Annotated in this window: 16 protein-coding genes, 1 tRNA gene and 2 pseudogenes; 8 read left to right on the forward strand and 11 right to left on the reverse strand. The window is 68.2% G+C overall.

All coding sequences use genetic code 11. The features are described from left to right. Positions 1 to 2: 2 nt before the first annotated feature. The 7 genes from KGS77_RS15220 to KGS77_RS15250 all read right to left on the reverse strand — a co-directional run bounded on the left by KGS77_RS15220 (position 3) and on the right by KGS77_RS15250 (position 7,155). On the reverse strand, positions 3 to 497 hold the full coding sequence (locus KGS77_RS15220; protein WP_242581731.1) for a hypothetical protein: 495 nt from the start codon (positions 495 to 497) through the stop codon (positions 3 to 5). A 194-nt stretch (positions 498 to 691) separates the two neighbouring features. Further along, on the reverse strand, positions 692 to 1,999 hold the full coding sequence (locus KGS77_RS15225; protein ID WP_242581732.1) for a histidine kinase: 1,308 nt from the start codon (positions 1,997 to 1,999) through the stop codon (positions 692 to 694). A 208-nt stretch (positions 2,000 to 2,207) separates the two neighbouring features. Further along, positions 2,208 to 2,885, reverse strand: coding sequence for a response regulator transcription factor (locus KGS77_RS15230; RefSeq protein WP_242581734.1), 678 nt, complete (start codon positions 2,883 to 2,885; stop codon positions 2,208 to 2,210). A 131-nt stretch (positions 2,886 to 3,016) separates the two neighbouring features. Next, entirely contained in the window at positions 3,017 to 3,964 is a 948-nt protein-coding gene (locus KGS77_RS15235) for a glycerophosphodiester phosphodiesterase family protein (RefSeq protein ID WP_242581735.1), read from the reverse strand. A 323-nt stretch (positions 3,965 to 4,287) separates the two neighbouring features. Beyond that, a complete protein-coding gene (gene lepB / locus KGS77_RS15240; RefSeq protein WP_242581736.1) occupies positions 4,288 to 5,253 on the reverse strand; it encodes a signal peptidase I in 966 nt (321 codons plus the stop codon). A 283-nt stretch (positions 5,254 to 5,536) separates the two neighbouring features. Further along, a complete protein-coding gene (locus KGS77_RS15245) occupies positions 5,537 to 6,193 on the reverse strand; it encodes a hypothetical protein (protein WP_242581737.1) in 657 nt (218 codons plus the stop codon). Further along, the gene (locus tag KGS77_RS15250; protein ID WP_242587487.1) at positions 6,190 to 7,155 is read right to left on the reverse strand and encodes an ABC transporter ATP-binding protein; all 966 of its coding nucleotides are present in this window, start codon (positions 7,153 to 7,155) and stop codon (positions 6,190 to 6,192) included. Before KGS77_RS15250 ends, KGS77_RS15245 begins: the two co-directional genes overlap by 4 nt. 1,324 nt (positions 7,156 to 8,479) lie before the next feature. Between KGS77_RS15250 and KGS77_RS15255 the strand changes: the two genes are divergently transcribed. The 8 genes and pseudogenes from KGS77_RS15255 (at position 8,480) to KGS77_RS15290 (ending at position 15,463) form a co-directional block, all read left to right on the forward strand. After that, entirely contained in the window at positions 8,480 to 9,235 is a 756-nt protein-coding gene (locus KGS77_RS15255; protein WP_242581738.1) for a hypothetical protein, read from the forward strand. Positions 9,236 to 9,847: 612 nt separating this feature from the next. After that, entirely contained in the window at positions 9,848 to 10,615 is a 768-nt protein-coding gene (locus KGS77_RS15260; RefSeq protein WP_242581739.1) for a hypothetical protein, read from the forward strand. Positions 10,616 to 10,623: 8 nt separating this feature from the next. After that, positions 10,624 to 11,484 carry an immunity 49 family protein gene (locus KGS77_RS15265; RefSeq protein ID WP_242581740.1) on the forward strand — a complete coding sequence of 287 codons (861 nt, stop codon included), beginning with the start codon at positions 10,624 to 10,626 and terminating at the stop codon, positions 11,482 to 11,484. A 241-nt stretch (positions 11,485 to 11,725) separates the two neighbouring features. After that, positions 11,726 to 12,595, forward strand: coding sequence for an immunity 49 family protein (locus KGS77_RS15270; RefSeq protein WP_242581741.1), 870 nt, complete (start codon positions 11,726 to 11,728; stop codon positions 12,593 to 12,595). 180 nt (positions 12,596 to 12,775) lie between these two features. After that, positions 12,776 to 12,862: pseudogene (locus tag KGS77_RS35020) on the forward strand (Imm49 family immunity protein); the annotation flags it as partial. A gap of 185 nt (positions 12,863 to 13,047) precedes the next feature. Further along, the gene (locus KGS77_RS15280) at positions 13,048 to 13,779 is read left to right on the forward strand and encodes an immunity 49 family protein (RefSeq protein ID WP_242581742.1); all 732 of its coding nucleotides are present in this window, start codon (positions 13,048 to 13,050) and stop codon (positions 13,777 to 13,779) included. A 5-nt stretch (positions 13,780 to 13,784) separates the two neighbouring features. After that, on the forward strand, positions 13,785 to 14,630 hold the full coding sequence (locus tag KGS77_RS15285) for an immunity 49 family protein (protein ID WP_242581743.1): 846 nt from the start codon (positions 13,785 to 13,787) through the stop codon (positions 14,628 to 14,630). Next, on the forward strand, positions 14,627 to 15,463 hold the full coding sequence (locus KGS77_RS15290; protein ID WP_242581744.1) for an immunity 49 family protein: 837 nt from the start codon (positions 14,627 to 14,629) through the stop codon (positions 15,461 to 15,463). The genes KGS77_RS15285 and KGS77_RS15290 overlap by 4 nt, the downstream gene beginning before the upstream one ends. 365 nt (positions 15,464 to 15,828) lie before the next feature. On the opposite strand, the gene KGS77_RS15295 is transcribed toward KGS77_RS15290, so the two are convergent. From KGS77_RS15295 to KGS77_RS15310, 4 genes and pseudogenes are all read right to left on the reverse strand, one after another. After that, a complete protein-coding gene (locus KGS77_RS15295; protein WP_242581745.1) occupies positions 15,829 to 15,975 on the reverse strand; it encodes a hypothetical protein in 147 nt (48 codons plus the stop codon). A 123-nt stretch (positions 15,976 to 16,098) separates the two neighbouring features. Beyond that, positions 16,099 to 16,172: transfer RNA gene (locus tag KGS77_RS15300), tRNA-Thr, on the reverse strand. Positions 16,173 to 16,233: 61 nt separating this feature from the next. Continuing rightward, a pseudogene (locus KGS77_RS15305) lies at positions 16,234 to 17,849 on the reverse strand (alpha/beta hydrolase). Between the two features lie 226 nt (positions 17,850 to 18,075). After that, complete coding sequence (locus KGS77_RS15310; RefSeq protein ID WP_242581746.1) at positions 18,076 to 19,359, reverse strand: DNA polymerase III subunit delta'; 1,284 nt, start codon at positions 19,357 to 19,359, stop codon at positions 18,076 to 18,078. Between the last annotated feature and the right edge of the window lie 44 nt (positions 19,360 to 19,403).

A 19,403-nucleotide genomic window follows, 5' to 3' on the forward strand; every position in this document is an offset into this window, starting at 1 on the left:
GGTCAGCCCCTCCCGCGCAGCTTGGTCGGCTCGCCGTCGCGCAGCACGGTGACGCCGCGGGGCACCTCCACCTTGAAACGGGCGTCGCAGATGGCGATGCCGGAGCAGCCCGCCTCCAGGTCGAGCGTGCCGTCCTTCAGTTCCCACCGCAGGTGCTCGCTGCCGGACTTGGCCTCGAACCAGCGGGTGACCTTGACGTCCTTACGGTCCGCGGCGACCAGGTCGGCCGGAATCTCGTGTGTCTTGACGTCCAGGGTCCGGCCGCTGAAGGCGAAGGTCTTCACGGCGGGATCGGCGTTCTTGGCGTCCACGGAGCAGCCGGTGGCGGCGACGGCCACCAGGGCGACCAGGGCGCCGGCCAGGGCCGCACGGGGCTTGGTGGCACGGGGCTTGGTGGCACGGGGCTTGGTGATATGGGGCTTGGTGATATGGGGCGTGGTGGCACGCACCTTCGCGGTACCGGGCTCGGCGGCACGGGCTTTTGCGGTGGAGACCATGGTGCTACGGGGCTTGTCGCTACAGGTCCTGAACGTGACCACGTGATCCTCCGGAAGGTGCTGATCGGCTGCACTCCCGAGCATCCGCGGCACATGTCCGGCCTACATCTGCCGTTCGGCAGATATCGCGGCTCGGCCGGCCGGCCTTCACCGGATCGCCGGTTCGGTGAAGCGCCGACGAGCGTCTCAGGGCCTCAGCGCCTCAGCGGCCGGCGGCCGGCGGCCGGCAGTACGGCGCGTACCCGCCAGCCCGTCCCGTACGAGCCGTACTCCAGCCGGCCGCCCAGCGCCTCGACCCGGGCGCGCAGCGCGGCCAGCCCCGTCCCACCGGCCTGCCGCGCCCCGCTCAGCGGCCCACCGGACCTACCACCCGACGTTCCTCCGTCATCCACGACCGTCACTGCCACCGCGTCCCTCACACCACCGGCACCACCCACATCACGAGGACCGATGGCACCACCCACACCCGCCGCGGTCCCCACACCCGCCGCGATCCCCACATCCCCCGTGATCCCCACATCACCCGCGCCCTCATCGACCCGCGCGACCGTCACCGTCACCCGGCCGGCCCCGGCCGCGTGCCGCCGGATGTTCGTCAGCGCCTCCAGCACGACCCGGTGCACGGCGTCCTCCGTCTCCCGCGGCAGTGCCCCCGTCAGCCCCTCCTCCAGCTCCAGTACGGTCCGTACGGCCGACCCGGCCCGTACACCGCCGCCCGTCGCGGCGAACCGTTCCACCATCTCGGCCAGATCCGCCAGGCCGTGCACGCGGGTCGGCGGCGGCTGCCCCTCCTCGCCGCCGCCTTCGGGGTCGCGCAGCGTCCTGACCGTACGGTCCATGGACTCCAGCGCCCGCAGTCCCGCCTCCTCCAGCCGCTCCAGCAGCTCGTCGAGCTGTTCCCGGTCGTACGCGGCGACCCGAGCGGCCTGGACCTCCAGCACGATGCCGGTCACCTCGTGCGCCACGAAGTCGTGGAGGTCCCCCGCCACTTCCAGGCGCTGATCGCGGCGGGCCTTCTCCACCGCCCGTATCCGGCGGTTCTCCAGCGTCCGCAGGTACAGGCCGGTGCCGGCCGCGCCCACCGCGGGAAAGAAGGCGAAAGCGCAGGTCAGGGCAACCGCGGAACCCGCCACGCTGGGCTCCGCGAACAGGAAGCGCAGCGGCAGGAGCACCGTCGCCGCCACCGCCAGCGCCCCCACCACCGCGGCCTGCCGGTCCGGCGCGCGCCGCACCACCCGGCCGGTCAGGACGAGCAGCGCCGGGAACTCGGCGACGGCCCACAGCCCGGCATAGGATTTCGGGCCCCGGTAGACCACGTCGACGGCCAGGGACAGGGCGAGGACCACGATCGCGGCGGTGGTCAGCGGAACGCGCCGCCACGGCCAGCGCATCGGAGCGGCGAAGACCGCCGCCGTCGCGGGAAGTGCGGCAAGGATCGCCTGGGCGGTGGTGCCGGGCCGGGCGAGCAGCGCCGGCCCCGCCACACACACGGCGGTGCTCACACACCATGTCAGCCGACGCCGTCCCGGCCCGGCATCCCCCTCTGCCCTCACAACTGCCCCCGCTTTCACACCAGCACCAGTACGTGCGCCTGCACCCGAATCCGCCCCGGAACCCGCACGCGCATGCGCACCCGCGCCCGCACCCTCATCTGCACGCTCCAGCTCATGCCCCCGCCCACGCCCACGCCCCCACTCAGCCCATATCCCGTCACCACTGCGGACGTCCTCGCTCCGCGTATCCCATCTCCCAGGCGTGTACGGCGATCCCGACCCGGTTCCGCACCCCGAGCTTGCGCTGGATGCTGGCCACATGGGTCTTCACGGTGCCCGCCGAGATGAACAGCTCCCGCGCGATGTCCGCGTTGGTCTTGCCGGCCGCCACCTGCCCCGCGATCTCCGTCTCCCGGTCGGTCAAGGGCTCCAGGGCCCGGGGCGCGGCGGGCCGGGCGGTGGTGACGTGCTTGAGCAGCCGGACCGTGATCGAGGGGCTGATCAGGCTGTCACCGGCCACCGCCGCCCGTACGGCCTCCACCAGCAGGGAGGGGCCGGACCGTTTCAGCAGAAAGCCGCAGGCGCCGTGGCGCAGCGCCGGGTACACGTACTCGTCGAGGTCGAAGGTGGTCACGACCACCACCCTGATCTTGCCCTTGAGCGCGGGATCGGCGCCGGAACCGGCGAGCTGGCGGGTGACCTCCAGGCCGTCCAGTCCCGGCATGCGGATGTCGACGAGCGCGACATCGGGCCGCAGCGTACGGGCCTGGGCCAGCGCCGCCACTCCGTCCGCCGCCTCCCCGACCACCTCGATGTCCGGCTGGGCCTCAAGAATGCGCCGTAGCCCCCGGCGCACCATCTCCTGGTCGTCCGCGATCAGCACCCGAATCGTCACGACCGCTCATCCTGTCATGCGACCACCGGGCGGAAGGATCACGCCGGCCTGCCCCGCACCCCGAGTTCCCGTTCCCCTCAGCCCCGGGCTCCCCTGGCTCATCCTCGCGCCCCGGGCTCCCCGCCGCCCCCTCAGTCGATGACCCCGTCGACGCCGTACGCCGTAGCCGTGTCCAGCCCCAGCGGCGGCTTCACATCCCAGGTGTAAACGAGCAATGGCTTTCCGTGCGGGCCGCGTTTGCGGTGCACCGCCGCCACATATCCTGAACTGATCTCGGAGAGCCGGGGGTTGATCTGGTCGGCGAATTCCGCGTACTCGCCCAGCCGGGATTCCGGTGGCGATCCGAGTATTGCCGTACGTACCTGCGGCGCCGCCCGATGCACCGCCCGCACGGACCGCGTCACAAAGCTCTGGACGATCAGCCGGTCCCTCACATGCGGCCGATCCAGCCATCCCCGCTCCCGCAGTTCCCGGACGATCCGCTCCTCTATCCCCGGATATCGCTGCGGCGACTTGACCTCCAGCAACAGCCGCTGCCCGTTGTGATCGAGACGCCGCAGATAATCCGCCAGGGTCGGTACCCGCTCCCCCGCGAACGCCTTTCCGAACCAGCTTCCGGCATCCAGTCGCGCTATCTCCGCGGCCGTGAAGTCACCCACCCGCCACGGCGCCCGCCCGGGAAACACCTTTTCCACATCGGTCGTCCGGTTCAGGGTGGTGTCGTGCATCACCACCAATTCCCCGTCGTAGGTGCGCTGTACGTCGTTCTCGACCCAGTCGAATCCGTTCAGGTGTGCGGCGTCCACCGCGGCGAGGGTGTTCTCCGGCGCCATCCGGGAAGCTCCCCGGTGCGCCACCCGTACGGGCTCCTTGCCGCGTACGCCCGCACGGCCCCCTGCCCCCGCACTTCCCGGTACGTGTGCGCCCGGCCCGGCCACCGCTCCACGATCCGCGGCTCCCGCGCCCCCTTCAGCTCCCGCGGCTCCAGCGGTGGACGAGCCCACGACGTACGACGGCACCGCGGCAACAACCAGCAGCGCCACGGCGGCAGCGGCGACCCGCATCGGACTCCGAAGCATCGCAGACCCTCCTGACCCCACCCGCGCACGGACCCGCACCACGGCTCACGCGAGGGGCCCAGCTCGCAGCGACCCCGACGGCCACTACGCCCTATTCCCGCCCCATGCCCCAAAATGCCCCCACCCATCCCCGCCCGCATCCCGGAGCATCCACCCCCGCACCCCTCCCAGACAGCCGAAAGCCCAGGTCAGAGGGGGCCCGACCTGGGCTTTCCAGCATTTTCCGTTAACCCGCCCGAGGGGACCCGTACTCCCATGAGGCGGCGCCCCACCGCCACGCTCCCCCTCGCGGCTCTTGACGCGTCAGGCCGCGTCAGGCCGCGTCAAGCGGTACGTCCAGGCCCGTCACCGCGCTTCTGCCGGCGCCGGCGCCGGCGCCGGCAGAACACCAGCGGAACCGCACCCACGAGCGCCAGCGCATGCGGAGTCGCCACGGACGCCGCCTGCATGGCCTTCTCCTCAAGACCCTTTTGAGCAAAAGTGTCCGGAACCGGCAGGGTGTCCCAACGGCTGACCGGCCAGGCGATCACAAATGCCCGCCCCACCACTTCCTTCACCGGCACCATCCCCTGGTGGGCGTCCTGCATGTGGTAGCGGGAGTCCATCGAGTCCTGCCGGTGGTCACCCATCACCCAAATGCGGTCTTTGGGCACGGTGACCTTGAACTCGGCGTCCGAGCTGCACGGGGTGTTGCCGGGGAAGACGTACGGCTCGTCGAGGACCTTGCCGTTGACCTTGACCGGGCCGGTGCCCTTGCACTCCACCGTGTCGCCGGCGACACCGATGACCCGCTTGATCAGGTCCTCTTCCTCGGCCGACGGCATCAGCCCGACAAAGCTGAGCACCTTCTGGAGCGCGTTGTACTGGGTGGTCGGCTCGCCCCTCAGCCAGCCGTCGGGATCATGGAAGACGACGACCTCGCCACGCTCGGGCTCGGTGCCGAACCAGGGGGTCAGCTTGTCCACCAGAACCCGGTCGCCCTGCTGCAGGGTGTTCTGCATGGAGTCCGAGGGGATCGAGAACGCCTGGACGAAGAACGTCTTGATCAGCAGGGCGAGCACCAGCGCCACACCGATCAGGATCGGCAGCTCCTTCCAAAAGGACCGCTGCTTCCCCTTCTCCCTTTTCTCCCTCTTCTCCTCGTTCGCCTTCACCCCCTCCCCCTTCGACTCGCCGTCGTCCGGGCTCCCGTCCGAAGAGGAACCGTGAAGAGGGTCAACAGGCTCGCCGGGCTGCCGTTCCTCAGGCCCGTCATGTCCTTCTCGCGTACCGATCGCCAAAACCCCCACGTCCATTCCTTGCCACGGGCTGCGGTCGGCCTCCGCTCGGCGCGGCCCCCTCACGCCGTCCCTGTTGTGTCCCTGTCCACTCTGTCCTGAAAGAGCCAGCCTATGCGACGGGCCCCGGCCGTCACCGGCGCAGCCGTTGATCCAGCCATGGCCATGGACGCATACGTTTCCGGCTCACCCCGCTTCAACGCCCCACAGCCCCTCATCGTGCCCGCGCCCCCTCAGCCCGCCCACACCCCCGGCACCCCCTCACCCTCCCTATCCCTATCCCTGCCCCTCCCCCTCACTCCCTACGGGAGGCCACATACTGCGTGACGGCCGTGCACACGACCAGGACACCGGCGGCGAGCCCGAGCATTGCGCCCGCCGGCCCGAGCAGCGCCGCGGAGTCGGAGGCCGTGGCCATCACCTGGAACAGCCGGTTCACCGGCGGCAGCCCGCGCGTGAAAAGCAGCACCATCACCAACGCCAGAGCAGCCACCAGCGCGTAACCCTGCCGCCTGAAAACCAGCCGCGAACACAGCACCCCGATGCCGACCCCCACGAACGCGCAGGTGAGCTGTGCCTCGACCCCCAACAGAAGATCAGCGGGCGCGACCCGGTAGTCCCCCAGCCACAGCGGAAAGAACAGTCCGAACCCCATCAGAACCACACAACTCAGCAAAGATGTGACGACCGCCCCGGCCAGAACCCTGAGCGACCGGCCGGCACTCACGACGACGACTGCCCGCTGCGCCGCGTCGTCCAGACTCATCAGCGCGATCGTCAGCCACGTCGCGCACACGAACAGCGCCCCGGCGGACGAGGCATAGGTCGGCGGGAGCGGGCCGTTGCCGTTGACGGTCAGTACGCCCATCAGACCCGTGAACAGCAGCAACGGCGCGAGATAGCGCTGCGTGTGCAGCACGGTGGCGAAGTGGTAGCGGACCAGCGCGATCACCGCACCCCACCCCTCACACCAGCTCCCGCCCCAAACCCCGCGCCCGCGGCCGTACGCGCCACGCTTTCTCCCGTACGCGCCACGCCCTCCCCCGTACGCGTCACCTCCACCACCGACCACCCGTGCCGAAGCGCCTCGTACAGCAGCGCATCAGCACAGTCCGGCTCCACCTTCACCGCGACCCGTACCTGTACCCGCGCCCCCTGCCGATCCCGCTCCGTCACCGCAAGCACCCCCGCCATCCCCTCCCAATCAAGCTGACGCGGCACTTCACCCCCCTCAGGCACACCCAGCACAACATCAACGCAAGCCCGGCCCCTTCTCCCCTCCCCAACCTCCGTCTCCATCTCCGACCCACGCAACGCCACCCGCCCCCGCTCCACCACATACGTACGCGTCGCACGGACCCGGGTGACCGACTCCCGGTGATCGGTGAAAACCACCGCACCCCCAGTTCCCGCCACCTCCCCCATCAGCTCTCCGAGCACACCATGAGCCGTGACATCCAGCCCCGACCACGGCTCATCGAGAACGAGCAGACCAGGCGGGACCATCACCGCCTGCGCCAGCGCCACTTTCTGGGCATTCCCCTTGGAAAGACTCCGCAGCGGTGCGTTCTCGCCTCCCACCAGCGCCAGCCGTTCCAGCAATTCCCGCGCCCGCGCCGTCGCCGCCTTCGTACCCATTCCACGAATACGGCCCATATGCGTCAGATAAGCCGCCGCCGACATCCGCTCGTTCGGCGAAAAGCGGTCCGGAACGTATCCGATGACCGGCGGGCGCCCGGACACCACACCGCACGTCGGCCGGGACACGCCGACAAGAATCCGCAGCAGTGTCGATTTCCCCGATCCGTTCCCGCCCGCGAACGCCACCACCTCCCCCTCGGGAGCCTCGACGTCCACGTCCCGGACGACCCACTTCCCCCTGCCGTACCGTTTCCCCACCGCGTCAAGCCGCACCACGCCAACTCCAGCCCGCCCCCGAGGACCGTCACGTCCCGACAGGCTACAAGCCGGCGTACGCTCAGGCCGCGGCGTGCGCTCCCCGCCTCGGCTCCCCCACGGCGGGCAAGCCCGCGGCACTGTCGCCCCTCACGAGGACCGGCAGAAGCCGGCCCAGCCCACTGGTCCGCAGCGCATTGACAACGGCGGGGCTCGGCGCGGCCAGCCGCAGGTCACCACCGTGGAAGCGGGCCCGGCGAGCAGCCGCGACCAGCGGTGCCAGCCCGGCCGCCCCACAGTCCGTGACCCCGGACATCTCCACGACCAGCAGACTTCCGGGCCGGAACGGTACGTGCAGCAAACGTTCCCGCAACGCGGGCAGCCCCCCGAGATCCAGCCGCCCACGCACAGCGACAACCGTCACATCACCGCCCCGCTCCCCCACCTCGGACGACGCACGCAGCCGCCCTACGGCCGCCAACACAGGCCCCCTCCCAGCACATCGACCGACCCCCGCCGCCAACAACCCTGTCCCGGCGACAAGTGGCGCACCATCAACCTGATCCGCAGCCGAATCTCCAGAGTCCCTCTGCACCACACGCCTCCTCGCAGCGGAACAGAAAACACGCTGCCGGGGTCCAGGGCGGCACCGCTCAGCCTAGCCCCGCCCCACCACCCCGCACAGCGCCCCGACCCGACTCCACCCCGAACAACGACCACCCGGCCCCAGCGCCGCCAACACATCCAACAAAGAAAGAACCCCCAGGTCAGAAAGTGACTTGAGGCTTCCCACTCACTAGCCACCCAAGGGAATCGAACCCTCGACCTACGCATGACGAGGCCGACAGGGACCGAGCCGGGTGTGCCGCGCGGTCGCCCCAGATCCCGTTTCCCCAGACCGGAGCACATGTCGCGGTCCCGCTGGTGGCGTCCCGTGTTGTGCCGCAGGCTGCCGGCACCTGGTCAGCGCGGCGCCGGGTGTCGGAGGCGGCCCTGCCGACAGGAACGGCTGTGCTGGGCACGCACGCCGTGCGGCTAAAGGCTTCCAAGGACTTCGAGGGAAGAAGAAGCGAGACGCCGGCCACATCGAGGTCCCGAAGATCCCCGACGGCGCCGTCAGCCTGCCCGAAGGCTCCCTCAAAACGCCGGACGGCACGATCCAGCTACCCAAGGACGCCACCATTCCGAAGGGGGCGACGAGTCCAGGAAGGAGAACGTCCCCAACCCATCAACAGCCGCGCCCGGGCGGTGGCGTGGGCAATGACCGCGCCCCGAGCACCGGCGGCTGGACAACTCCACAAACGGCGTCACCCTGCACCAAGACTTCCCTGTCAGGAGGCTGATGATCCATGAAGGCGTCGAGAGCGTTCTCATGACCGAAGGCATGCCATACAGGGTCATGAACTATGACTCTGACGGGGTCATTTGGTTCACCCGGCAACACTACGGTGCACATGAGATCTCGCCGCATGAGACACATAGCAACCCCTATGCGGCATGGCGGAAGCTGGGTATGGAGCTCCCTCCGTTCGAGGTCCTGCCCGATCTGTCAATGCTTGGACGACCTTATTCAGTACACCCGGAGGAACAAGCCATGAGGACAGCTTCGGCACTGGTTCTTGCAGAGAGGCTTGAACGGGTCGACTGGGTCGGCTCGTTCGATCGGACCCGTTCGCGCGTGGCACTCATGCGCGAGTTCATGCGGCGATCTGCCCTGTGGGCCCAGGAGACAAGGTGCGGCGAGTGGCCGTTCTTCGACGTCGCCGGCCGCATCGATCCCGCAGCTCGGATCGATGCCGACATTGTGAGCGTTATTGCCGACAAGATCGGCCTACAACAACCGGTGATCACCGAGACCATCGAGTGGGCCCTCAATTTTGCCGTGCTCTCGGACATCCGCACAGACCTCGCGGATCTTCCATCGCCGTTCGAGCCGCTTGTGCAGATGTACGAACGGGGTGGGACATTCAGTTTGGATTCTACTGGCCACATCGAGGTAGATACCGCTGCCAATCCCAAGGGAAGTGTCGGGCAGGCGTTGGGGCGGGTTCCGCTCGACCTGGATGCGAAGAGCCTGAATGCTCTAGATGAGGAATGATCGCGGCTCTATTCGAGTAGCTGCGCTCGAAGGGAATCGAGCTGCAGTGACCGACTCACCGTCGTCCATCATGTTGGATCGACTCAGCCGTGTGGAGTGGATCGGCGACTGGGACTACACAATGGGGCATCGTCGCGTCGCCTTCTGAAGCAGGCAGCCCTGTAAGTGCAGGCTTGTTCTGCTGAGGATAAATGACCCTTCTTCGACGTCACGGAGCACATCGACCTTGCTTTTCGTCTCTCCCCGAAAATCGCCGCGGAACTCGACGCATTCCTAGAAACCGTCCCGGGCGCGCGCCTGCGAAAAACTTCTGCAGGCGCTGCCCCTTGCCGCTCCCGGGCCACGACCCGGGGACGGCTGATGGTCAGGTCAGCACGTACGAGCCGTCCTTCTTCACCACGAGCGACGGCAGGAAGTCGCCGAAGGGCCTGTCCGCAGCAGGTGCACACGACCTGGCGCCCAACCCTGCAAAAGGGGTGGTTTCGGGACACAGTGGCAGAAGCTCGGCCTCAGGCACCCCAAGACGAATCTATTAGCCACTGATTTGTCCAACATCGATGACTTCGCGAAGGATATTATGCAGGAACTGCGAGCCAAGGGGGTGAACCTGAAGTGACCGAGAGTTCTTCACGCAGGGTGTTGGAGCGACTGCGCGCCATTGACTGGGGCGACGATTTCGCGGCATCCGATCACGCCAATTCGCGTGCTCTACTCATGCGCGAATACCTCCGACGAGCGGCTCTGTGGGCGCGTGCTTATGGGGCAGAGCAGTCCTGGCCGTTCTTCGACATCACGGAGCGTGTCGATGCGGAGCTCCAGATGCCCTCCGAGGTCGCAGACGAAGTGGAACAAGTCCTGGCCGGGCTCGCGCCGACTTCGCTGAAGCGGACCTGCCGAGCCGCTATCCGGTGGGCAGCCATCCGCGACGCCCGTGACGACCTACCTGCCGATTTGCCGGACCCTTATGAACCGCTCCTCCTTATGTACGAACGGGGCGGCGGGTACTTCCTGGAGGATTATCTCGGCCTCAACGGCGTGATGATCCCGCTCGGCAACGTGGAGAGCAACGCTTCCGTTACGCCCTTTGTCACACTCGCCCCAGCCACACTCGACGCACTCGACGCCGAAGGGCAGATCACCTACTACGCGAAGGTCAGCGAGGGCTACCCCCGGCAGAAACCGCGCGGAATTGTCCGGCGTCGGATCGACGAAGGGCAGACGTATGACGAAGCCTTCACCCGCAACCTCCGCTGGGAACCGACCGAGTACCTGAAGCTGTACGACCTCGGCCACAACGAAGTCGACCATGTCCAGACCACAGAAATCGAGGCTGCCGCATTCATCGAATCGGTGACGACGAAAATCCTTGGCTCCTCTTGAGCCGCAGCATGGCCACCACTGTCGCCCGGCACGGGGCGCCAGGCCCCAATGCTGCGGAGTGGGCGCAGGAGCTGGGCCAGGACCTGACGGAGGACATCGACGAACTTGAGCAGTCCTCGGAGATGATCGACTCTACGTTCAATACCACTCTTCTATACCTGCAAGCCCGCTGCACGATCGATCCGCGAGCCGCGGAGCTGGAGACGTGGGAAGCGGTCGTCAACGCGATGCAGCTGGGCTCTGCGATGTTCGCCGCAGCAGGCGTGAGTCAAGGAACTGTCGAGTGCCGAATCAACCGGGAGCTGCGCAACATCCCAGCGCTCGGTCCGAGTTCTTTCGCTGACGCGGGTAACTGGCTGACGTCGTTCTGGTTGGCGGTTGTGTGCCGGAACCAGAAGCGGATGACCGAGCTGTGCGAGATCCCGCTTGACCGCCTCCGTTCGCCAGAGGGGGCGTACGACGCGTACATCTACCACTGGGTAGACGTCCTGCAGACGTACTGGTTGCAGCGGCCGGGGCTGGTTGACAAGCTCATCGTCGCGATCGAGACGTCGCACCCAGACGCGACTTCAGTCACTCCTCTGCCTCTGCTGCAGGCCGTGCTCTACCCACCGATCAACCTCTTCCACCGCTTCGTCACCAAAGATGAGCAGGGCTTCAACCAGGCTCTGGTGGAGGCGCTGGAGCTGCACAAGGCGTACTGGACTGCCAACGAGGACCGGGCAGCGGATCCCGACGGTCGTATCGCTCTGGGCCCGCTTGCTGTTGCCTGCCTCGCCTATGACGGGGAGATCCCGATCGAGGTCGAGTCGGAGTACCTGCCCAAGCACCTCCTGCACCGCGGTTGGCTCGGCGAGTTCCCCACGTGAGCCGCCCGCGCGTCATCGGCGCAGCAGCACCGCCCCGGCATGCCCGACCAGCCTCTTCCCGTCAGCCACCACCGACAGCCGACGGTCCCGCCCTGTACGCTCAACCACCAGAAAGGTGCCTTGCTCCCGCAGCGGATATGACCTAGACACTCACATCCTTGCAAGTCAACGGCACCTTCCCGCTATCGGGGCGTCAGACGGCCCAATTCCGCTGAATACCCAGGGCTAGAGGAGAGATTCAGTGGTCACGAGCGTTCCCCGCCATGACTTCCCGGCAGAGGCAACCCAGGAGGACATGGCAGCGCTCATGGAGAGCACCAGCCGGGTCATCGATCGCCTTGAACAATCGGAGATGTCCCGCTCCCGGGCCCTCGACTGCACCTTGCACGTGGCCATGTCATGCTGTGCGGTCGACCCTCAAGCAACGAAGTTGGAGACATGGGAGGCGTGGGTCACAGCCATGCAAGTCGGCTCCGGGCTGTTTGATTCGGCTATGGCGGCGGAAGGTCCAGTGCCGTTCCGCATCGGGATCGCAGGGGAAGTAAAGCATCTCCCGGCTACCGGACCGACCTCTTACACGCACGCGGGAGCCTGGCTTACCGCGGTCTATCTGGCGACGATCTGCCGTGAGAATGAGTGCCTCGACCGGCTCATGCACGTGCCGGTGTCTTTCCTCCGTGAGTCCGGCGCCGTGTTCGACGAGTACGTCTACAGCTGGGTGGAGGCCCTACACAGCTATTGGTTCCGCCGGGCAGACGATATGTGGAACAAGCTGGTCGAGGCGATTGACAGCGCCAGCCCCCAGGTTGCCCGGATCGCCGACGAGAAGACGTTGCTGAAGATCCTTTATCCGCCGCTCGAGCTTTTCCAGCTCTACAACCGCGGAGAGACCGAGAAATTCAACGCCTCCCTGGCCGAATTCCTCACCTGGCACAAGCAGTACTGGACCGGCGACGAGGCGCGATCCCTAAACGGTGATGGCCTGGTGGCCCTAGCCCCGCTCGCCATTGCATGCATGGCCTACGACAACGGCTTCCCGATCGAGGTCGATTCTGAGTACCTGCCCAAGGAACTTCTGCAGTTCGGCTGGGTCGGCGAGGTCGACGCTTGAGCTACGACCGGCCGATCACAGAACTCGTGCCGCTCAACTACCACTTCGCCTACCGCGCGATAACAGCCGAGGGATTCGTGCCTGGATGGACGGCAACACCGGCCCCAAGGGCCCGCCGCTACCACCGATGTGAGCGTTGTGCTCCCTCCCCGTGAGTGCGCCGGCGCGGGGTCCCTGAGCAGCGATGGCCTTGTTGCCCTCGGCCCCCTGGCCGTCGCATGCATGGCCTATGATGCCGGGCTACCGATCGAGGTAGAGTCCGAGTAGCTCCCCAAGCACCTGCTCAAGCACACGTGGGTGGGTGAGTTCCCGACGTGATCGGTAAGTGATCCATGACATTGAAGGTGGAGCGGCGCCTTCTTCCCGCGGTCGATGAGCATGCCACGGAGCGTCTGGCCGAAGGGCTCGAGGACAGTGTCCGGAGCCTGAATGCGTCGCCGGCCGTCTTCGGCATGGCGCTGAACGAGGCGCTTCTTCAGGTGCAGATGCACCAGGCACTCAATCCCCGGGGTAACCGACTCCCGACCTGGGTGGCCACTGTCTCCGCGATGCAGGTCGGTACGGCAGCCTTCGCCGCTGCGGCGGCCGAGGGACCGTTCGAGGCACGCATCACGGGCGAAGTTCGCACCATCCAGGCGGCGGGACCGCAGTTCTACGCGAACGCCGGGAACTGGCTGACCACGCTCTGGTTCGTCATCATCTGCCGTGACCAGGCCCGTATGGACAAGATGTGCCAGGTGCCGCTCGATCTCTTGCGCGCGTCCGGGGCAGAGGGCGACGAGTACGTCTACCACTGGGTCGACAGTCTCCAGACATACTGGCGCGAGGAGCCGGGACTCGTCGAAAAGCTGACAGCCACGATCGAGATGTCCCACCCGGACATCGCGACGATCACACCCCGCGACCTCCTCCAGTGCATCCTGTATCCGCCGATCCACCTCTTCTACCTGTTCGTACGCAAGGACCACGAGGGCTTCAACCAAGCGCTCGCGGAGGCACTCGAACTCCATAAGGCGTACTGGAGCCGAGAGGACCGCTCCGACGACATCGCCGGCTACCTCGCCCTGGGACCGCTGGCCATGGCATGCCTCGCCTACGACGCCGGATTCCCGATCGAGGTCGAATCCGAGTACCTGCCCATCCGGCTCCTGGACCGTTCCTGGCTGGGTGAGTTCCCCACGTGAGCCACATGAGCATTCCCCGCCACCCCTTTCCTGCGGGAAACGCGGAAGAGGGCCTCGCCGTACTCCAAAGCAGCGCACAGAAGCTGATCGACGGGCTGGAGGCGCGCTCCACCAGGCTGGGCGATGCCCTGGGCACCACACTCATGCTGGCCAAGGCGCACTGCCTGATGGACCCGAGGGCGGCGATCTTCCCCACGTGGGATGCCTGGGTGAATGCGATGCAGGTCGGCTCCGCGGTGTTCGCTGCCGCGACCACGGCCGAAGCGCGAGTTGAGTGCCGCATTGCGCACAAGGATCGGACACTCCAGGCCACCGGCCCGCAGTGGTACGTGCATCCGAACGCCTGGCTCACCGCCTTCTACCTGGCCGTGGTGTGCCGGGAACGGGACAGGATCACGGCCCTGTGCCAGGTGCCACTGTCCCTGCTGCGCGAGAACGGTTCGCGTTTCGACGAGTTCCAGTTCGCCTGGATCGACACCCTCCAGACCTACTGGCTCGGCGGCCCCGACCTCGGCCAGAAGCTGGTGGCAGCGGTGGACGGCACGGACCCGGAAACCGTCACCGACCCGGAGACGGTGGGCAAGCTGATGTACCCGGCCATGGAGATGTTCCACCGGATCGTCCGCAAGGACCATGCCGGCTTCAACCGTGCACTCGTCGCCGCCCTCCAGTGGCACAAGGAGTACTGGACCGAAGAGGACCGAGCCGCCACAATTCCGGGCCTCGTCGCGCTCGCCCCCCTCGCCATGGCCTGCATCGCCCACGACTCGGGCATCCCCATCGAGGTCGAGTCCGACTACCTTCCCGCCGTCCTCATCAAACGCAACTGGTGCGGTGAGTTCCCCACATGAGACACCTGGAACAGATGGCAGCGGTGGTTCCCGTCATGGAGCGGTCGCTGTCCTATTCTTTGGAGGAGATCGAGACCTCGCACAACTCCAGGTCGGGCGCAGTCATGAGGTCGCTGAACGTCGCCCTCGTCCGCTGTGTCGGGGACCCCACTGCCGGCATGTTGGAGACCTGGGAGTCCTGGCTGCTGGCTATGCAGGTACATTCGGCCGTCTTCGCCGCCGCCGATCCCAACCGGGAAACGGTCACCTGCAAGATCCGCCAGGAGGAGCGCCACCTCGCCACCACCGGGCCGCAGACCTACCTCAACGCGGACACCTGGCTCGACGCCTTCTACCTCGCGGTCATCTGCCTTGAAGCAGGCCGCCTCGACATGCTGGCCCGGATCCCGGTCTCCCTTCTGCGCGACTTCGGCGGCGCCCTGGACGAGTACACCTACGCCTGGGTGGAGACCCTCCAGAGCTTCTGGCTCCACCGGGACGACCTGCGCACGCACCTGGTGCGCGCCGTGGACCTGAGTGCTCCCGAGCACGCCCGCGTCGTCGACGCGGAGGAGATGATCAAGCTCCGGTACCCGCCGATCATGATGCTCTACCGCTACCTGCGCAACGACGCCGCCGGTTTCAACGAGGCCCTGGCCGACGCCGTCCGCTGGCACAAGGAGTACTGGACCGCCGACGAGGACCGCGCCCACAACATCCTGGGCGTCGTGGCCCTCGCTCCGCTGGCGATCGCCTGCCTGGCCAAGGCCAACGGCATCCCGGTCGAGGTTGAGACCGACTACCTCCCTCAGGCACTCCTCGACTTCGCCTGGCGCGACGAGTTCGACGCGTAGCCCGTCGCGGAGGTCCGGGACGCGGGGCGCGGTGCGGGCCTTGCATGTCTGCTGACGTGACCACATTTATCCCGGCTGCTGCGAACGAGGCCCTCCAGCGGCACAAGGGGTATCGGAGCGATGAGAGCCAGACCGCATAGGCCAGGGCCTCGTTGTTACGGCTCGCTCGCCACGTCCTGCATACCCAACCGCGCGAGCTTCCCCATCGAGGTGGCGTCGTAGCGCCTGCCCACTGCACTCCTGGAGCATTCATGGCAGGGCAAGTTCCCTGCCTGGGACATTGCAGCCGTAGCACCTCATGCCGCGGCTGAGGGGGAGCTTGGCAGCGACGTATTCCCGCAGTCCTCGTGGGTCTCGTCGGGCTTTTATTTCGCGTCGGTGAGCAGGTGCTGCAGCCCGCGCACGTAGTCCCGCATGCGGCGGCGCAGTTCGATACGGCGACTCACCGATCCCCTTCGGCGGCGCTCGGGCGAAGTTTCTCGCGCACCTCTTTGCACAAGCTCTGCGCTCATGCGCTCTCCTTGCGCTTCCCTTGGGATGCGGTGGCACGAACCGAAGCGCCGCCACTGGCTGAGGTGGACTCCTCCGGTAAGAGAAAAGCCAGGTCAGAATGGTCTGACCTGGCTTTCTCGCTGAGCCGCCTAAGGGAATCGAACCCTTGACCTACGCATTACGAGTGCGTCGCTCTGGCCGACTGAGCTAAGGCGGCGTGGTGCGGGGCCCAGTCTACACATGGGTGGGGGGTGCTTCGAAACGGGTTGCGGGGCTGGTCAGGAGCAGCGTTTGGCGGGTGGGGGCGGGGTGCCTTCCAGGAGGTAGGTGTTGATGGCGGTGTCGATGCAGTCGCTGCCGCGGCCGTAGGCGGTGTGGCCGTCGCCGTCGTAGGTGAGGAGGGTGCCGGAGGAGAGCTGGGAGGCGAGGGAGCGGGCCCAGCGGTAGGGGGTGGCCGGGTCGCGGGTGGTGCCGACGACGACGATCGGGGGTGCGCCCTTGGCCTCGATGCGGTGGGGGTGCCGGTGGGGCGGACCGGCCAGTACGCGCAGTTCAGGGCGGACCAGGCGAAGTTCTCGCCGAAGACCGGGGAGGCGGCGCGGAAGGCGGGGAGGGCGGCGCGTACATCGTCGGGGCCGGAGAAAGCAGGCGGGAGGTCCAGGCAGTTCACGGCGGGGTTGGCGAACATCTGGTTGGTGTACCTGCCGTCGGGGTCGCGCTCGTAGTAGCTGTCGGAGAGAGCCAGCAGGCCGCGGCCGTCGCCCTTGATGACCTGGGCGAGGTACTGCCGCAGAAGGGGCCAGGCGCCCTGGTCGTACATGGCGGCGACGACGCCGGTCGTGGCCAGGGACTCGGTGAGTTTGCGGGGGCCGCCGGTTTCGGCGGGGTGGGCGTCCAGGCGGGCGAAGAGGGCGGAGAGGCGTTTGCCGGCTTCGCGGGGGTTGTCCCTGCCCAGGGGACAGTCGCTCCGCTTGACGCAGTCGGTGGCGAAGGCCGTGAAGGCGGTGTCGAAGCCGGCGGTCTGGTCGCGGTTGGTCGTGCGGGAGGGGAGGGAGGGGTCCAGGGCGCCGTCCAGGACGAGCCGGCCGGTGCGGGTGGGGAAGAGGCCGGCGTAGGTTGCGCCGAGGAAGGTGCCGTAGGAGGCCCCTACATAGGTGAGCTTGTCGTCACCGAGGACGGCGCGCAGGATGTCCATGTCGCGGGCCGCCTCGATGGTGGAGACATGCCCCAGGAGGGGGCCGGAGCGGGTGCGGCAGCCCTTGGCGAAGGCGCTGTAGGCGCTGACCAGCCGGGTTGTCTCGGACGGGTCGTCGGGGGTTTGGTCGGTACGGACGAAGGTGTCCATTTCCTTGTCGGTCAGGCACTTGACCGGTTCGCTGCGGTCCACGCCGCGCGGGTCCATCGCCACCAGGTCGTAGCGCGCGCGGACCGCCGCCGGCTCCGGGGCGAACTTCTCCAGGTAGTCGATCGCCGAGCCGCCGGGACCGCCCGGGTTGACCATGAGGGAGCCGATTCGGCCGCCGGAGCGGCCGGTGGTCTTCTTACGGGCCACGGCGAGTCGGAGATCCGTGTGGGCGCTGGGGGCCGCGTAGTCGAGGGGGGCCTTCATCGTGGCGCACTGGAAGCCGTCGGCATCGCAGTCTCGCCAGTTCAGCTTCTGGGCGTAGTACGGCTTGAGGGAGGCGGGGACGGTGGCGGGGAGGGGCTGGAGGGCGCCGGGCGTGGATCCGCGGCCGGATTCGGGAGCGGGGGCCGAGCCCGGGGCGGTGCCGCCGCTCGTACGGCCGGTGGGTGAGGAACCGGCCGCCGAGGGGCCGGAGGAGCACCCGGAGAGAAGCAGGGCGGCGATCGCGAGCGCGGCGCCGATGGCGCGGTGTGGACGGCTGATCTCCATGGGCGGTCCCTTGGTCCTCGGTTTTCGCCCCCGTCGACGGTGGAGCGGCGGCGATGGCGGTGGGGCGGTAAGGGGTGGTGGACGGAGCGTATCCGGGTGGCCACATGAGGGTGTGGGCCCTGCACTCGTACGGGTGAGTGGGGCCGGAGTGCCCGGTGAGTGGGACGGGGCGGAGGCCGGGGGACGAGAGCAGTGGCGGTGGCGGTGCGGCCGGGGGCCGCGTCGGTCAGCCTGCGCGGAGGGCCGCGGTCATGGCCTCGACGGCCAGGAGGGGGGCGACGTTGCGGTCCAGGGCCCGGCGGCAGGCGATGACCGCTTCTATCCGGCGCAGGGTGCGTTCCGGGGTGGAGGAGGTGGCGATGCGCTGGAGGCTGTCGCGGACCTCGTCGTTCGCCAGCGGCACCGAGGAGCCGAGCTGGAGGGCCAGCACATCGCGGTAGAAGCCGGTGAGGTCGGTCAGGGCCAGGTCGAGGCTGTCGCGCTGGGTGCGGGTGGAGCGGCGCTTCTGCTTGTCCTGGAGCTCTTTCATCGCGCCCGCGGTGCCGCGCGGCAGCCGGCCGCCCGTACCGGCCGCGGCGCCGAGCGCCGCGCGCAGCTCCTCGGTCTCCTTCGCGTCGACATCCTCCGCCACCTGCTTGGCGTCCTCGGCCGCGGCGTCGATCAGTTCCTGGGCCGCCTTGAGACAGCCGCCGATGTCGTCGATGCGCAGCGGCAGCTTCAGGACGGCGGCGCGGCGGGCGCGGGCCCGCTCGTCGGTGGCCAGCCGGCGGGCCCGGCCGATGTGCCCCTGGGTGGCCTGCGCGGCGATCCGGGCGGCCTCGGGCTCGATGCCGTCCCGGCGTACGAGGACGTCGGCGACCGCACTGACCGGGGGCGTCCGCAGGGTGACGTGCCGGCAGCGGGAGCGGATGGTGGGCAGTACGTCCTCGATGGAGGGCGCGCACAGCAGCCATACGGTGCGCGGCGCGGGCTCCTCCACGGCCTTGAGGAGGACGTTGCCGGCGCCCTCGGTGAGCCGGTCGGCGTCCTCCAGGACGATCACCTGCCAGCGACCGCCCGCCGGGGCGAGGGAGGCGCGCCGTACCAGGTCACGGGTCTCCTTCACACCGATCGAGAGCAGGTCCGTACGGACGACCTCCACGTCGGCGTGGGTGCCTACCAGGCTCGTATGGCAGCCGTCACAGAAACCGCAGCCGGGGGCACCGCCGAGCGCGCGGTCCGGGCTGACGCACTGGAGGGCGGCGGCGAAGGCACGGGCGGCGGTGGACCGTCCGGAGCCGGGCGGGCCCGTGAACAGCCAGGCGTGGGTCATCTTGGACGTGCCGGCCCGCACGCCCGGCTCGCCTTCACCCGGCGCGCCTTCACCCGGTGCGCCCGGGTCCCCGGACGCCTGCCCCATGAGATCCGCGGGCACGCTCTCGGCCGTCACCAAGGCGTCCGCGTCCCGCGCTGCGGCGGCGAGCTGCTCCGCCAGCCGGTCCTGGCCGACCAGGTCGTCCCACACCGCCATCGCCGCCCCGCCTTTCCGTTCCGTTACGTCGCGTCTGAATCATT

It is taken from the genome of Streptomyces sp. MST-110588 (assembly GCF_022695595.1).
Taxonomy (GTDB): Bacteria; Actinomycetota; Actinomycetes; order Streptomycetales; family Streptomycetaceae; genus Streptomyces.

Excerpts from the sequence above, each read along its gene's own strand:
- KGS77_RS15220 (WP_242581731.1), bottom strand. The coding sequence starts at position 497 with ATGGTCTCCACCGCAAAAGCCCGTGCCGCCGAGCCCGGTACCGCGAAG.
- KGS77_RS15235 (WP_242581735.1), bottom strand. The coding sequence starts at position 3,964 with ATGCTTCGGAGTCCGATGCGGGTCGCCGCTGCCGCCGTGGCGCTGCTG.
- KGS77_RS15255 (WP_242581738.1), top strand. The coding sequence starts at position 8,480 with ATGATCCATGAAGGCGTCGAGAGCGTTCTCATGACCGAAGGCATGCCA.
- KGS77_RS15265 (WP_242581740.1), top strand. The coding sequence starts at position 10,624 with ATGGCCACCACTGTCGCCCGGCACGGGGCGCCAGGCCCCAATGCTGCG.
- KGS77_RS15280 (WP_242581742.1), top strand. The coding sequence starts at position 13,048 with ATGGCGCTGAACGAGGCGCTTCTTCAGGTGCAGATGCACCAGGCACTC.
- KGS77_RS15285 (WP_242581743.1), top strand. The coding sequence starts at position 13,785 with ATGAGCATTCCCCGCCACCCCTTTCCTGCGGGAAACGCGGAAGAGGGC.
- KGS77_RS15290 (WP_242581744.1), top strand. The coding sequence starts at position 14,627 with ATGAGACACCTGGAACAGATGGCAGCGGTGGTTCCCGTCATGGAGCGG.
- KGS77_RS15295 (WP_242581745.1), bottom strand. The coding sequence starts at position 15,975 with ATGAGCGCAGAGCTTGTGCAAAGAGGTGCGCGAGAAACTTCGCCCGAG.
- KGS77_RS15310 (WP_242581746.1), bottom strand. The coding sequence starts at position 19,359 with ATGGCGGTGTGGGACGACCTGGTCGGCCAGGACCGGCTGGCGGAGCAG.